The sequence below is a fragment of the Cupriavidus sp. 22TCCZM01-5 genome (assembly GCF_057798915.1).
This window is the reverse complement of the sequence record NZ_JBYOJR010000002.1, coordinates 155,345-170,268: the sequence shown is the minus strand read 5'-3', so window position 1 is coordinate 170,268 and position 14,924 is coordinate 155,345. Positions and strand designations below refer to the sequence as shown.

Annotated in this window: 12 protein-coding genes and 1 tRNA gene; 5 read left to right on the top strand and 8 right to left on the bottom strand. The window is 66.0% G+C overall.

Annotation, left to right across the window (positions count from 1 at the left end; all coding sequences use genetic code 11):
- Positions 1-85: 85 nt before the first annotated feature.
- The 3 genes from AC3FNH_RS02890 to dusA all read left to right on the top strand — a co-directional run bounded on the left by AC3FNH_RS02890 (position 86) and on the right by dusA (position 3,066).
- Positions 86-1,168, top strand: a complete 1,083-nt coding sequence (locus AC3FNH_RS02890; RefSeq protein ID WP_488719015.1) for an enoyl-CoA hydratase/isomerase family protein — start codon at positions 86-88, stop codon at positions 1,166-1,168.
- 129 nt (positions 1,169-1,297) lie between these two features.
- Positions 1,298-1,861, top strand: a complete 564-nt coding sequence (locus tag AC3FNH_RS02885; protein ID WP_276100165.1) for an NADPH-dependent FMN reductase — start codon at positions 1,298-1,300, stop codon at positions 1,859-1,861.
- A 179-nt stretch (positions 1,862-2,040) separates the two neighbouring features.
- Positions 2,041-3,066: a tRNA dihydrouridine(20/20a) synthase DusA gene (gene dusA, locus AC3FNH_RS02880; protein ID WP_488719014.1), complete on the top strand. Its 1,026-nt coding sequence runs from the start codon at positions 2,041-2,043 to the stop codon at positions 3,064-3,066.
- Positions 3,067-3,500: 434 nt separating this feature from the next.
- Here dusA and AC3FNH_RS02875 read toward each other — a convergent pair whose 3' ends face one another.
- The 4 genes from AC3FNH_RS02875 to AC3FNH_RS02860 form a co-directional block, all read right to left on the bottom strand.
- Positions 3,501-3,644, bottom strand: a complete 144-nt coding sequence (locus tag AC3FNH_RS02875) for a hypothetical protein (protein ID WP_276100167.1) — start codon at positions 3,642-3,644, stop codon at positions 3,501-3,503.
- A gap of 395 nt (positions 3,645-4,039) precedes the next feature.
- Positions 4,040-4,115, bottom strand: a tRNA-His gene (locus AC3FNH_RS02870).
- Positions 4,116-4,220: 105 nt separating this feature from the next.
- A complete protein-coding gene (locus AC3FNH_RS02865; RefSeq protein WP_276100693.1) occupies positions 4,221-4,508 on the bottom strand; it encodes a hypothetical protein in 288 nt (95 codons plus the stop codon).
- Positions 4,509-5,101: 593 nt separating this feature from the next.
- Positions 5,102-5,326, bottom strand: coding sequence for a DUF2188 domain-containing protein (locus tag AC3FNH_RS02860; protein ID WP_488719013.1), 225 nt, complete (start codon positions 5,324-5,326; stop codon positions 5,102-5,104).
- Positions 5,327-5,577: 251 nt separating this feature from the next.
- Between AC3FNH_RS02860 and AC3FNH_RS02855 the strand changes: the two genes are divergently transcribed.
- Both AC3FNH_RS02855 and AC3FNH_RS02850 read left to right on the top strand, forming a co-directional pair.
- A complete protein-coding gene (locus AC3FNH_RS02855) occupies positions 5,578-5,829 on the top strand; it encodes a hypothetical protein (RefSeq protein WP_276100169.1) in 252 nt (83 codons plus the stop codon).
- Between the two features lie 46 nt (positions 5,830-5,875).
- On the top strand, positions 5,876-6,082 hold the full coding sequence (locus AC3FNH_RS02850) for a hypothetical protein (RefSeq protein WP_276100170.1): 207 nt from the start codon (positions 5,876-5,878) through the stop codon (positions 6,080-6,082).
- 17 nt (positions 6,083-6,099) lie between these two features.
- Here the strand turns inward: AC3FNH_RS02850 and AC3FNH_RS02845 are convergent, their stop codons facing one another.
- The 4 genes from AC3FNH_RS02845 to AC3FNH_RS02830 are packed head-to-tail and all read right to left on the bottom strand — an operon-like array spanning position 6,100 to position 14,679.
- The gene (locus AC3FNH_RS02845; protein WP_488719012.1) at positions 6,100-7,542 is read right to left on the bottom strand and encodes a C25 family cysteine peptidase; all 1,443 of its coding nucleotides are present in this window, start codon (positions 7,540-7,542) and stop codon (positions 6,100-6,102) included.
- Complete coding sequence (locus AC3FNH_RS02840) at positions 7,539-8,885, bottom strand: hypothetical protein (RefSeq protein WP_488719011.1); 1,347 nt, start codon at positions 8,883-8,885, stop codon at positions 7,539-7,541. Before AC3FNH_RS02840 ends, AC3FNH_RS02845 begins: the two co-directional genes overlap by 4 nt.
- 30 nt (positions 8,886-8,915) lie before the next feature.
- Positions 8,916-12,623 (bottom strand): nSTAND1 domain-containing NTPase, encoded by a 3,708-nt coding sequence (locus tag AC3FNH_RS02835; RefSeq protein ID WP_488719010.1) that lies wholly within the window; start codon positions 12,621-12,623, stop codon positions 8,916-8,918.
- Position 12,624: 1 nt separating this feature from the next.
- Positions 12,625-14,679: a CHAT domain-containing protein gene (locus AC3FNH_RS02830; RefSeq protein ID WP_488719009.1), complete on the bottom strand. Its 2,055-nt coding sequence runs from the start codon at positions 14,677-14,679 to the stop codon at positions 12,625-12,627.
- Between the last annotated feature and the right edge of the window lie 245 nt (positions 14,680-14,924).

The following is a 14,924-nucleotide window of genomic DNA, read 5'->3' as shown; positions in this document are numbered from 1 at the left end:
GGCGTGTGCGGATGCCGCCCGCGCCTGCGCTTCTGCGCGGGTGATCGGCGTAGAATCGCGGGTTGCATTTGCGTGGGAGAGCATCATGACTGACTTCGTCACGACAGAAGTCCAGGGTGGCATCGGCTACCTGACACTGAACCGGCCGCAGGCGCTTAATGCGCTGTCGCTGGAAATGATCCGTGCCATGACCGAGGCACTGCAGGCATGGGCCGATGCGCCGGAAGTGGTGGCGGTCGTGGTGAGCGGTGCCGGCGGCAAGGCCTTCTGCGCCGGTGGTGACATCCGCTATTTCCATAAGGCTGCGCACGAGGGCGATCCGCTGCTCGATCAGTTCTTTGTCGAGGAATATGCCCTCAACTTCCTGATCCACCGCTACGCCAAGCCGTATATTGCGCTGATGGATGGGGTGGTCATGGGCGGAGGCATGGGCATTTCGCAAGGCGCGCGCCTGCGCATCGTCACCGACCGCACCAGGATGGCCATGCCCGAAACCAATATCGGGCTGTTCCCGGACGTGGGCGGCGGTTGGTTCCTGGCGCGCACGCCGGGCCGCATCGGCGAATACCTGGGCCTGACCGGGACGGCGATCCACGCGGCCGACGCACTGTATGCCGGACTGGCAGACGCCTTCCTCCCTGCCAATGTGCTGGCCGAGGTCGCGAGCGATCTGCGCGCGCGCGCGTTCGACAACGGCCAGGCCGTGCTTGACCATATCGCCACCTTCACACAGCAGCATCGCGACGCCTGCGTGCCGGCACAAAGCCAGCTTGCGAGCCTGTCGGTGGAGATCGATAGCATCTTCGCCGGCGACACCGTGGTGGACATCCTCGCCGCGATCAGCGATGCGCCGGGCGAGTGGGCCGCCCACACCGCGGCCATGCTGCGCAGCCGCTCGCCATTGATGCTTCATGTGTCGCTGGAGCAGATCCGTCGCGCGCGCACGATGTCGCTGGACGATGAGCTGCGCATGGAGCTCGACATGATGCACTACGTGTTCCGCAAGGGCGACGGCGTGGAAGGCATCCGCGCACTGGCGATCGACAAGGACCACCAGCCGCGCTGGCAGGATGCGCGCATCGACGAAGTGGGCCGCGAGAAAGTGATGTCATTCTTCGACAGCCCGTGGCGTGCGGAAAACCATCCTCTGGCAAGCCTCGGCAAGTAAGCGGGGTGCGCCACGCGGCTCTCCGGAGTCGGGTAGAGTGAGGGCTGGTTCGGCGCCGGGCATGCCAAGTGATCCATGGAGGCCAGAGCCGTTCCGCTTCACTCGAACCACACAGTTGAAGGAGTCGTGATGAGCAATCCTCGAGATGTCGCTGTACTGGTGGGAAGCCTGCGCAAGGAGTCGTTCAACCGGAAGCTGGCCAAGGCGCTGATCGCGCTGGCGCCGCAGCCGCTGAAGCTGGAGATCGTCGAGATCGGCAACCTGCAGTTGTACAACCAGGACCTGGACGGCAGCCCGCCTCCCGAATGGACCGCTTTCCGGGACCGTATCCGCCGCGCCGATGCCGTGCTCTTCGTGACGCCCGAGTACAACCGTTCCGTGCCGGCGCCAATGAAGAATGCCATTGATGTCGGGTCCCGCCCGTATGGCAGCAGTGTATGGGACGGCAAGCCCGGAGGTGTCATCAGCGCTTCCCCCGGTGCCGTTGGCGGCTTTGGTGCCAATCATCACCTGCGCCAGTCGCTCGTGTTCCTGAACGTGCCGGTCCTGCAACAGCCGGAAGCCTATATCGGTGGAGCGGACAAGCTGTTCGACGAGCAGGGTGGTATCGCGAACGAATCGACGCGCGGATTTCTAGGCAAATACCTGACGACCTACGCCGCCTGGATCGAGCGGAACGCCGCCGCCCGCTGAGGCGACAACCGTCTCGCGGGGCACGGGTCGCAGCGCAAACGCGCGCTGTGGCCTATACTGTTGTCCTTTCCCGCGTAGACCGATGCCGGTGCCCGCAGAACTCTGCCTGGGCCGGCACATGGGCGAGTGATGCACCGCTGTGCCGGTTGCAACCGTCCCGCAGACAAGTCAATAACTCCATGAAGCCAAGCCCACGCCGCATCTCGGTTGCACCGATGATGGACTGGACCGATCGCAATTGTCGAATGTTCCATCGCCAACTAAGCCGCCATACCTGGCTGTACACGGAGATGGTGACGACCGGCGCGCTGCTGCATGGAGACGTGCCCCGACATCTGGACTTCGACGCCGCGGAGCATCCCGTGGCCCTGCAATTGGGTGGTAGCGAGCCGGCGGACCTTGCAGTCGCCGCGCGCCTCGGCCAGCAGTGGGGCTATGCGGAGATCAACCTGAATTGCGGCTGCCCGTCCGAGCGCGTGCAGCGTGGTGCATTTGGCGCTTGCCTGATGGCGGAGCCGAAACTCGTGGCGGACTGCGTGAAAGCCATGCGCGATGCCGTGTCGATCCCGGTGACCGTCAAGCACCGCATCGGCATCGACAAGGTCGAACACTATGATTTTGTCCGTGATTTTGTCGGCACCGTGGCGCAGGCTGGCTGCGAGACATTTATTGTGCATGCGCGCAATGCGATCCTGAAAGGCCTGAGCCCGAAGGAGAACCGCGAGGTTCCACCGCTGCGTTATGAAGTGGCCTACCAACTGAAAAAGGATTTCCCGCAGCTGGAGATCCTGATCAACGGTGGCATCGTCACCTATGACGAAATGGCGATCCACCTGGAGCACGTCGACGGGGTGATGATTGGACGGGAGGCCTATCACCAGCCTTATGTGCTCGCTGAAATGGACCGCCGTTTCTACGGTGACGCTGAGGCACCGGTCCGGTCGCGGCTGGAGGTGGAGCTTGCCATGCAGCGCTTTATCGGTGATTTGGTGGAGCGCGGCGGCTACATGGGCGCGGTGACTCGCCACATGCTGGGTCTCTACCGTGGCGTCGCGGGTGGTCGTGGCTGGCGGCGCGTGCTGTCTGACGCCAAGCGGATGTCCGGAGCCCGTACGCAAACTGATGTGGATGCGCTTTTCGAAGAAGCGCGTTCGCATCTGCGCTCCACGGACCCCGTGGAGCCTGCGCATCGCGCAGCCGCATAGGCGATTACCGTGGATAGCGCCAGGAGCGTCGTAGAATAAATGCTCTAATTCCGAGTGGCGAATCCATGCATGGGGGGAATGCAGGTAGCGCGTGCGGCACTTACTGCCAACGATCTTCCGGAAACCCGCGCCAGGAAAGGGATTCCCCTAATTAGCCGAGGGCAGGCACTTTCTTACACTGTGCCTGCCCTCGAATACAGGGCTTTCTTCAACTGATTATTCAGCCCGCATTGCGGGCTGTTTTTTTTTGAGTTGCCCGGCCGCGACTTCGGTTAACCCGAATGGCGCAAGTCCTGGATGCCAGCTACAGTGCAACGGCCTTCAGGGCATTTGAGATCGCAAAAGTTGGAGTCCGCGCCGCGGGCTCTTTTTTTTGCGTTCTCCGAGCAGGCGATTGAATCGAGTCGTCTCGATAGAGTTCCTCAGCGCAACAGCTATTTGCCTGTGTGGCTGATGCCTACGTCGATCGTGCCATAGGTGGTAATGCCTGAGCCGCTGCCTTCTGTGCCGCTACCCGCGCATGCGGCCATCGTCATTGCCAGCAAGGCCGCCACCGCCATCCCGAATATCTGCTTCATACCGCGCTCCTCATTGCTGCACGGCAGGTTTGTCAGGCGATCCCGCCCATGGGTTCCATGTCAGGGCTGGTCCATCGCAAAAAAAAAGCAGGCGGCTCTTCCGGAGACCGCCTGATGGGAAGGTCGAGGGGGGTCAATGTCCCTCGCGTAAAAGTATCGGTGAGTGGGCTCGCCCTTAGAACCCTGCATCAGTAGGGGCTGTGTAAAGCATATCTTCTTCCCCGACATGCTTGCCGAACCAGGATTTCTGCGTGGGTCTAAGGCGTGAATAATGTGGCCAACGGTGTTTGGATGCCGAGTATTCCCGCCGAGGAACATGGCGGAGATAAATACTGGAAAGATCGCCCGAAAATAAAAACAGCCACTTGAATAAGTGGCTGCTTTTAAAAAATTCTTGGGGTGGCTGATGGGACTCGAACCCACGACGACAGGAATCACAATCCTGGACTCTACCAACTGAGCTACAGCCACCGTAGAGGTCATCAGCGAAGCGCTGATCGACGAAAACCAAGATTATATAAGTAACTTTCCGATATGGCTAGTATCCCGCACAAAATTTTTTCGGGGCTGACTTCGTCACTTGCGAGGCGACCACTTCGCCTCCAGCAGCACTGCCTGCTTGATGGCTTCAATGGTCTCAGCCTCGCTGTCGTACTGACCCAGAAGCCGGCGCGATTTGCCGTTTAGCACATTCTCCTGGAGCGCCTTGCCCGCAGCCTCGGTCGTACCTGGGTGCCAGCAGTAGCGCGCCGTCCATTTTCCGTCCTGCAGGCGCTCCGCTACCCATATCAACCGGAAGTCCTCGAACACAACGCCGAACGGCGTCTGGTCATCCACCACAGCCACCTCATCCCAGCGATTCATCTGACAAAGATACGGCCATGCCATGCCGCGAGCCATCGTATCACGGTCTCCCCGGGCAGTGAGGCGAGTTCTTGCCGGCCCGAGTCCCCTAATAGGATCAACTGGCCGATGGGTCGCTCGAACGGGGGCAACCGCGCAAAGGTTTGCTGTAGGATTGCGCCTGCCACGGCAGAACTCCGTGTCCTACATCCCGCCGGAAATCCAATGCATAAGCTGGAAACAGACGAGGATCAGACAGGGGAGTGCCTTATGAAAACCATTCTTGTGTTGCTTGCCACTTTTACGGCATTGCTGAGTGGCTGCGTGGTAGCGCCCGACCGGGAAGAGCACCATGGATACTACAGGGAGGACGGTCGATACCATGAGCACGATCATGGTTATCGAGACTGGGACGACCATCGGTACGATGGTGACAGAGATAGATGGCAGGGCGGCCTGAGGTACTAGGGTGGCAGCGTGTCTTCGCCGGCCATCGGGTTCGCCACAGCCTTATCGCGCCGGGAATGTCAAACGGACCCCTAGCGGCCTCTCGCTGGCAGTGCTTAGATAGTCATGGTGGCTGGTTCGGCTTTCTGCCCGAACTGGCCCAGCCATTACCCCTTTAGATCGGGCGTTTCCTGGCCAAACGAGTTCCTCTCGTGAATCTGTCCATCCCGGCCGTGGATCAGCAGTTCGACCTTTGCCCGTTTTGCCTTTTCGATCCCAGTGGCGATGGCATGTTGCTGACAGGTGAAACGCTGCTCGTTTCCGGAACCACCTTCGAACTGAACCGCCCAGCCATTGTAGGTAGGGACGACGTGGATGTTCTTGCTGGCCATGGCGATCTCCTGTGGTAGTCCGTGGAGACAGTTTCGGCGCGGGAAGACCACGTCGGTATCGGTCGCTGTCCGACAAGCAAACAGAAGTTGAAGTACCTGAGATTCACTTTCGGAAAGCCCTCAGGGGCGGACAACGAGCCCGAGCCTTTCTCCCGCGCAGATCGCATGGGGTGGACGAATGCCACGTGAGCGACTCACCATGCCCCATGCGCGCATGGGGTTTATCCCGACTGTCCCGAATCGCAAAGCGGATGTCACTTGGGATCAAATGGAATGGCGTTGGTTTTCCATACTGGACAGGTAACAAACTAGCTTCCATCACCATCATGCTTGCCGTTGCCTTCTGGTTGCTTTGTTCTTTTGCGATTGGCCTGCTGGCGCACATACTGGGGCGCTCCGTTGCAATCTGGCTCGCTTTCTCGATGATCTTTACTCCGTCCCTCGGGCTGATCGTAATGGCCGTCCTGGGGAAGAAGGTAAAGCCACAGCCATTGTCTATCTGAGTGCTCCAGCTTCCTGCTACGATGGACTGGACAACAGGAGGCGGTCATGGAATTTCGATACAAGACCCGGGAAATCTCGATTCAGGCGATCAAGGCGCCAGGCGGGCAGTGGGACTGGTCGTTTGTCATCCGCGGGCACGGGCATCGACATAACGCCGGCGCGCTCGCGGCATCGGAAGGTGGCGCGATCGATGCAGCCTATGCCGCCGCCAGGCATGAAATCGATCAAATCTCCGGCGACGCCAACGATTAGCCGCCGTAGCCGCGGCACTATCCCTCCATTTCGCGCACCCGCAACCGCGCCGCCGGGTCTCCCAGTACCACGTAGTTGCGCGCATCGTCGCGTGCGATCCATCGCAATGCGATTTCCGCTTCTGAAACCTCCGCACCCGCGCTGCGATCGCGCAGCAGGTCGGCGAGCTCGGTACTGAGCGCAGCCCAGCGGATATTGAAGCGGTCGGTGGCCTGGCCCACGCGCTGGCCGCGCAGCAGGCTGCCCGCCACGTCGCGAAAGCCCTGGGTTTGCGGATCCGCGCGCTCGGACTGGAAGCTGTAGGCCCAGGCCCGGTCGACGTGGCCAAGAACGGCCAGCGCGCCGCCATGCGGGTGGGCAAGCAGGCGCTGAGGCAGGCGGGCCGTGAATGGGCATGGGGCGATGCGGTTGCTGTTTCCGCCGGGCGCGCTGAAGTTGTCCAGTTCGGGCGAACCCGCGCCGAAGCATGCAAAGCAGAAGTGAATCAGTCCATGGCACCGGGCGTCGGCGGGGATGTCACTGGCGGCGAACCAGTGGCCGGCATCGATGGCGCCATAGCCAGGCCAGTCCTGGCAGACCAGCGCGCCCTGTATATCGGCAATCCGGCTGTCGTCGGCGCGCAGGCACATGCCGTGTGATCCGGTCAGCAAGATGGCTGGTGCGCCGTCCGGTCCGTCGCCGCGCAACAGGCCGGTCAGCGCGGCCTTGGTAGCCGCATCGCCCAGCACGGCGCGCATGGCAAAGCCTTGCCGCTCACCGAGCGGCCTGGTCTGCTCATTGCCCGCGGCGAGGGGGGTGGCGAGCTGGCGCGTCAGCATCTGCGTGGCGCGGTCGAAGTCGTGGCAGGTGGCGAAGAGGGCGACGCTGCGGCGCGATGGTACGGTCGTGGCGCTTTCATAAGCGACGATGCTGTCGGCATAGCACCGATAGTCTTCCAGCTCGGCAAAATCCAGCCGGCCAACTGCCCAGTAGAGGTCCAGCGTGTACTGGAACGAGAACGGAATCTTGCCGGGCGGGCCGACGAGGACCAGGTAATACGGCACGCCCAGCGCGGGGTCGACGACGTTCAGCGATACCTTGTGCCGCGCGAGCCAGCTCGAGGCGGTGTCGCCGGGCAGGCAACCTTCGGGGCCGTGGAATATCTTGATGTCGCCCGCCTGCGCGCGCCGTCTGTCGATCAGCGGTGACAAGGCTTCTAGGTAAGGCGCCGGATCGGTGTCCGCGGCAAACAGCAGGCCCCAGCCGGCTTCCGCGAGATTGTCGGCGTCCACGTCGCCCATGACCGCATACGTATCGGCCTGGCGCGCCCGCTCCGCGGCGCGCTCGCGGGCGCCGCGGCCGGCCTGCTCGCGCGCGCAGAAGGCGTCGATGCCGGTTTGGTCGAGGTCCGGCAGCGGCCGTCCGGTGTCGGCATGTACGCCCAGCGCAATCGGCAAGGGCGGCAAGGGCGCGCCGCTCATGGGGCCTCCGTGGCGCTTGCCTGCGCGGCCTGCCAGATCAGGTGCGCGACCTGCGGCCCGCTGATGTCGTTGTGCGCCCCCGAGATGCCGGACTTGTGGCAGATATAGGCGCTGGCCTCGACGTTCAGCACGCGCCCGCCGGGCATGGCGTAGCGCCCGTCGATGTCGAGCATGGCGATGTCGGCCGCGGCGTCCACGCCCTGGATGCCGAACGCGCCGATCGCGCCGAACGTGGGATAAGTCGGTGCCGCATCGAACGCCACCTGTCCCGCGACGCCCGCGGCCCACGGATAAAGCTCGCACACGGCAGTGTCGTGCCGCGAGCGCGTGACCACCAGTGGCCCGCGCAGCTTGCCGTCCGGCAGCAGGTGATGGCAATAGCCCGCCGAGTCCGGCCGCACCGGAATCGACGGGGCATAGGCCCATAGCGACATCGCGCCTTGCACGAGCACGCAAGAATCCACCGGCCGGCGCAATGCGGCCGTGCCGCCGGGCCCGCCCAGTGCGGCCGACATGACGATGCAGCCGAAGCTGTGGCCCATCAGGTGCAAGCGCGCGTCCGGCAGGGTGTCGAACAGGCGGTTGACGAGCGCGTGGACGCCTTGTTCGCCTACGGTCTGCGCGCGCTTCTTCATGGTCCAGAACGAAAGCTGGCGTAGCGGGGCAAGGATGCCTCCAAGCGAAGGCGCGCCGTAGGCGGCGCCGAGCTGGCTGGCCTCGGCGAACGACGCGTCGGGGTCGAACGGCAGGCGGTCGGCGCCGGCATCGCCATCGGCGCCGCCTGTGCCCAATGCGAGCGCTTCGTCCAGCCTGAGGTAAGCCTGCCGCACCTCGGCCGGCAGCCGTGCCGCATCGGCTCCGGTGCGCGCGGCTTCGACGATGACGGCGAGCGCCTCGCGCACCGCTGGCGTGTCGCCAAGGCGCTGCGCGTAGGCGTCGATCATCGCGTCCCTGCCCATGGGCGCGGAGGCGGCGAAGCTGGCGGCATCCCCCATTTCTTCGTCGCCCCATGGCAGGCTTGGCCAGTGCACGCCGATATGGGCCAGTGCAAAGCCGGGCCGCAGCGTGCGCGTTTCCTGTTCATCCACGGCGCAGGCGCTGAATGCGCCGATCCAGCGGTCGTACTGGCTGCGCGCGGCCGGGAGGTCGCCTTGCCAGCCGTGGCTCCACAGGAAGATGTCGGTCGGCGCGGGGCCATCGTGCCACTGGGCCAGCAGCCGGTCGGACAAGCGTCCGGCTTGGCCGCCGGCGGCGTCCGGGTCGTCGCTGCGCTCGTTGCCGTCGGCGTCCAGTGCGATCAGGGCGTACGTGGTGCCGGTGGCGGCGATGGTCTGGAACGGCATGGCGGATCTCCTCTTGTGTCAGTGCCGGGATCAGTGCGATTCGCAGGCATCCGGCTGCGGCGTGTCGGCCTTGAAGTAATCGGCCTTCTGCCGCGCCGTGAAGCCGCCGCCGACGATCGCGCAGGCCTGGCGGCGCCACGCGTCAAGGTCGAGATCCCAGACTGCCGCGACTTCGGTGCCGGCGGCATAGAGCCAGCGTCCGTCGTCGCTGACGGAAAGCTGGGCGACGGGCTGGCGCGGGTCGTGGTAGAGCGCCTGGGGAATCGGCAGCGGACGGTCGGCGTGGCTGTCGAGCAGGAACAGGTTGCCGTGGTCGTCGCCGGCCACGACGAACGGCGCATCGGGAACGGCCAGCGAGGTAATGACCCCGGACGCGTCCTGCTTGAGGAGGACGAGCGCGCCCGCTGTCCTGGCGGGATCCGATGGCGCTTCCCCGAGCGCCAGCCGGAATACCTTGCCGAGGTAGTTGCCAGCGACCAGCGTATCGCCCCGGCGGTTGAAGGCCAGGCTCGTAATCTGGCCGCGTGGCAGTTCCTGGAACTGGAGCACCTGCGTGGCCCGTGCGCTGGCGCAGTCGCGGCCGGATGTGTCGATGCGCCACAGGCTGAGCCGGTCATCGTCGGACACGGCCAGCTCGCTGCTGCCTGGGCGGAACACCGCATTGGTGGCGCGGGCCAGATCGTCAGGCAGGGACAACTGGCAAGGCGGTGCGGCGCCAGCAGTGCCTGCCGGGCGGATGCGCCAGATTTGCAGGCGGCGGCCATTGCCGGCGTCGCCGGAGCGGATCGCAAGCAGGTCGGCGCCCGGGCTGAGCGCGAGGCGGGCCTGGCTGCTGGCCTTGGCTTCGGGCAGGGCGATGCCGCCGCCGTCCGTGCCGAGGATCCACACGCTGCCGCCGGCATCGGCCAGCGCCAGGCGCTGCGCGCCGCGCGCCCATGCCAGCGCGGTGACGGGCGCCTCGAATTGCCCGGGCAGGCGATGCACGGCGAGTTGTGCGCCTTCGGACTGGAGCATTGTCAGGCCCTGGCCGTCACTGGCCGCGGCTTGCGAAGGAGCGCTGCCGCCCAGCGCCAGCAGTTGCGGGGGGACGTTGTCCTGCTTGCGCGCCACAATGCGCGCGACCGGGTTGCGCGGCGTGTCCGCGCGCATTTGCAGTAGCTCGCCCTGTTCCGTCGAGACCAGCAGTTGCTGGCGTCCGCCTGGCGCCAGCCCGGTGATCTGCGTCGGCAGGTCGATCAACTCGTTGCGCACGACCTGCATGCCCTCCGGGTCAAGCTGCCATTTGATGACACGGCCATCCCACCCGCCTGACAGCAGTTGCCGCGCGTCCGTGAATACCAGTCGCACGACGGCATCGTCATGCCCGGACAGCGGGCGCGGCCAGCGCCCTCCATCCGCCGCGCGCCAGACATCGATGCGGCCGCTGCGCGTGCCGGCCACGACCAGGCTGCCGTCAAGGCTGACAGCCACGCTGTGGTACCCCGAGAACCAGTCGGTGTTCCCCGGGGGGGACGGCAGTTCCTGTGCCGGGCCCGTGAGCTGCTCCGGCCCGGGGGCCGAATCCTCCGGCAGCCGCCAGAGCCGTGCCTTGCCATCGCGCGATACGGTCGCGAGCTGGCGGCCGTTGTCGAAAAGTGCCAGCCCGGTCACGCGCATGGCGTGCAGGCGGCCGGCCGCGACCGGCTGCTGCCAGTTGCCGCCCGCGCGGGCCAGGTCCCATATGACCACACGGCCGCCCTCGTAGCCGGCCACGAGCCGATGGCCATCGCTGGCCAGGGCGGAAACCGGGCCCCATCCGCTTTCGGGGCGGGCACCGCGTGGCAGTGCGAGCCGGGTGGCCCGGCCCGGCTGCGCGATGCTCCACAGGGCCACGCTGCCGTCCTGCCCGCCGGTGGCAAGCGTTCCTGCGCCCGCCAGCGCGAACGCCCGCACGCCCTGCGGATGCTGGTTGCGCAGTTGCGTTTCGTCGAGGCTGGCGCGGCGGCCTCCCGGCGTCAGCTCCGCGATCTCTATTTCCCAGCGTCCAGAATCCAGGCGCGCCGTGGCGCGGTGCGTGGCATCGGCCTGGACTTCAGTCATGCGGCCATCCGCGCGGGCCAGGTAGGCTTCGATATGGCGCGCGCGGTGCAGCGTGCCAAGCAGCGGGCGGCGGAAGTCGAAGGCATTGCCGGGGCGGTCGTGCCCGTGCTGGCCACGCGTGCCTTCGACCGCCGCCAGCAATGCCGCGTCCGGTGCCGGGCGGGAATTGAGCAAGGAAAACAACGCGTTCTGGCGCGCAAGTTCCTGCTTGGTCGAGCGCAACTGCCAGGCTGACAGCACGAAGCCGAACAGGAAGACCAGCGTGACCAGGCCCAGCGCATAACCGAGGATGCGCCACTTGCGCGCACGGGCACGCGATTCGCGGTGGCGCTGGTATGCAGCCAGGAAGCGGTTCTCGGCTTCGCTGTGCATGTCTTCCGGTTCGAGCAGGGTATCGTCCAGCTCTTCCGTGGAAGTGAGCTTGCCGAATACGCCGGGGTTCTCGCCCGAAAGCGCCCACGCGCGCGCAAGCTGTTTCCAGTGCGGCAGGTACTGCGCCCGCCATTGGGCATTGCTGGCGCGCAGCGGCTCGGTCAGCCGGTCGTGCGTGAGCTCATACCATTGTGCATCCTGCCGGCTCTGCGCGCGCACCAGGTGGTATTGCTGCAGCACGCCTAGTTCCGTCGCGGTTGGCGCCGCGCGCACGCCCGCCTCAAGCGTAGCCTGCGCGCGCATGTTGGCGGCCGTGATCAGGCGGCTCTCGATCCATTCGCGCACTACGCGCTGGCGCGCGCGGGTTGGCGCCGCGGCGTCCAGGGCCAGGTTGCAGTATGTCGCCAGCGCTGCGCCGGTGTCGAGCCGCTGTACCTGGTCGAGCGTGATGGCGGCACCCGCCGGCGGCGTGCCGGCGTCGCCGAAGCACTGGCGCCACAGGCTCAGGCCCACCACCTGCAATTGGACCGGCTCGACAAAGCGGCCTTCGCGCATGACCGCCTGCCCGTTCGCATCGCGCGTGCGGATCTGCGCGAGGTCATGCACCAGCCGTTGCGCGGCGTCTTCGCGGAAGTCCACGCCAACGGCCGCGGCGGGGCCTGTCAGGGCTTGCAGGGCCTGCTCGCGCGTCAGCAGGTCGATGCGCATGGTGTTGTTGAGCCTTGTCGGTACCAGGTCCCGGTAGGCATCGAGCCAAGAGAAATACTCCTCGCGCATCGACACCAGTGCCCAGACCGGGCTCGGGCCGAGGTCGAGCACGTCGCCAAGCTGGCTGAAGAACTCTCGCTTCTGTGCGACGTCGTCGCTGTCCAGCGTGAAGATCTCCTCGAACTGGTCCAGTACGATCATCAGCCGCCGTGGCTTTGCGTCTGAGGGCGGACCCGGCATGCGCGACAGGTACGAGAGCAGCGTGTCGTTCTCGCGCGGCTTTACGCCGGACCGCGCGGCCCAGCCATGCAGCACGCTCGAGACGTAGCGGTTGGCGCCGCCATAGGGCGCGCTGACGCGCGCGGTCGGCAATACGTCGAAGCGGTCGGCCAGGCGCGGGCGCAGGCCGGCTTCGATCAGCGACGTCTTGCCCGCGCCCGATGGCGAGTACAGCAGCACGATGCGGTCGGCGATGAGGCGGTCGCGCAGCTCCTCGATCTCGGCATCGCGCCCGAAGATCGGATCGGTTTCGCCAAGCGGCGTCGGGCCGATGTAGGGGCCGGGACTCGCGTGCGCCATGTCAGGACTCCATGCGCTGGAACAGCTCTGCGGTGAACATGCCGACATCGCCCCAGTACAGCTTGAGCCTGGCCTTGTCCTGGAAATAGCGTTCGAGGTAGCGGCGCGCGCTCACCGGGTCAACGATGCTGTTGGGGTCGAGCTGCGCCGACAGGTGCTGGTATTCCTGGCGCAGGTCGGCGCCTTCCAGGTTCAGGATGCTGCGGAACAGGATGCGGAATTCCCACGACTGTACGTCGAAGCCGACAAAGAGCAGGGCGCTGTCGTTCAGGCGCGCCCGCACCGCGAGCGGAATCGCATTGCGGTTGACCGACACGCTGGTGAGGTAGTCGAAGTACTGGTCTTCGGTCAGCACGAGCGAGCCCGGTTCGCGCAGGTCGCCGAAGAGCTTGAGCACCATTGGCGCCTGCGCGGTCGGCGCGGCGCGCTTGCGGCCTTCGGCCAGCGCATCGTCGCAGGCTTCGGCCTGGCGGTTCCAGCGGCACAGCCGCACGCTCGGGTCGGCGCCGCTCTCGCGCAGCGCATCGGCCAGCAGGTCGCTCGGGTCGGTGCTCAGGTAGACCGGCAGCTTCAGCCGCGCCATGGCGCGGTAGGGGCTTTGCGGCTCGCGGTCGCGCTGTGCGCGGCCGACGGCACTGACCACATTGCCAAGCTCCGCGATGACGTCCTCGTTCTTCAGCGCGAGCAGTTCGGGGGTCAGCAGGTCGCGGTATTGCTGGACGATATGCTGGTACGCGAACTTGTAGAACAGGCGGCGCGGGAATACGCCCTGCTGCGAGACCGCCAGGTACTGGGCGACTTGCGGCAATTCGTCGCGCTCGTGCGGGGCCATCGGGAAGTGGTAGGCCTCGGCCCAGGTCTGGGCGAGCTGCAGGCGCGAGCCGAACATGGCTTCGCTCATCGCGGGCCCGAGGATCGGCGTGGTCTCGCCGTGGCGGATGTTCTCGATGACGGCGCGCCAGGCGTCGCCGCCATCGCCTTCATCGGGCGCAAAACCGGGCGGGTAGAAGATGCGGCCGCTGTCCAGCCGCGTGAACACCGCGGGCATCCACCAGTCCGGGTACTCGCTGACCGCCGCGCGCGCCACGCCGGCGGCACGATCCACCTCGCCGTGTTCGCGCAGCTCGGCAAAGAACCGCGGCAGGAAGGCGTTCATGGTGGCCATGCCGATATTGCCCTGCATGGCCAGGACCGCCGGCACGCCGGCCTGGGCAAGGAGCGGTCCCAGGGCCATCAGCGTGCTGGCGCTGCGCGCGGCGCCGGATCCGGCGCTCTGGCAAGAACACAACACCACCAGGCTCGGCGGACGCTCGAGGGTGCCGATGCGGTTCACCAGCACGCTGCCGCTCACCAGGTCACGGCTGCCGTCGGCCTGTTCGAGCCACAGCATGGGCTGGTCGTCCACGAGCGCGCCGTGGCACACGAGGCAGAACACATCGGCGCCTTCCTGCAGTGCCGCGAAGATGCGGTCGATCGTGGCGTGGCCGGGTTCCGCCAGGGCCTTCGCGGGAATCGGCGCCAGCGCGGCGACGGTGCGCGCGGCTTCCCCGGCGGCATCGATCGGCTTCAGTTCGGGGCCCAGTCCGCTTGGGTTCGCCACCACCACGAGCGCGCTTACGTCGCTGCGTGCGCGCAGGCGCGGCAGGCGCATTTCCCGCGCAAACAGGTAGCGCGAAAAGAAGCAGCGCTGGGTGATGAACAACGCGTGCTCGCCTGCGGGGTCGTAGAGCGTTTCCCATGGCAGCGCGTGCAATGCGCGCGCGTCGACGCCGATGCGCAGGCGCACGCGCAGGTCCAGGTGGCGTTCGTTGGCCGATGCCTGCGCGAGGACGAAGGCGTCGCGCAGCGGTGGCGCGGCGAACAGGGCGGCGGCCAGTGCGCGGCCGCACACCTGCGGATCCGCGTCGCGCACCGCGGGGTCGTCGGGTGCAAGCGGCATCGGCACGCGTGGGGTGATCACATCGCCTTCGGGCACGCGGTGCCTGGCCTCGGCTTCATATCCGCCTGCGGCATCCGTGCCGATCACGATTTCCAGTTCGGAATAGTTGCGCGGCATGGGCGGTCCGTCGTCAAGGCAGGGCTATGCCGCACCGAGCGGGTCGCCGCGACGCAAAGTCCTGGCGCAAGGCGTTTCGATGGCGGCCATGATGCCCCCCATGCCGATTCGCTGACGGCACCGGCACCGGCACCGTCGCTGGCGTTCGCAATTACCCCGGCAACGCTAGGCTGGCGGCCGGCGGCGGCAATGCGCGCGAGCCGGCCCGGTTCAATGGCGTGCCATGCTGCGGTTGGGCCGTTCTG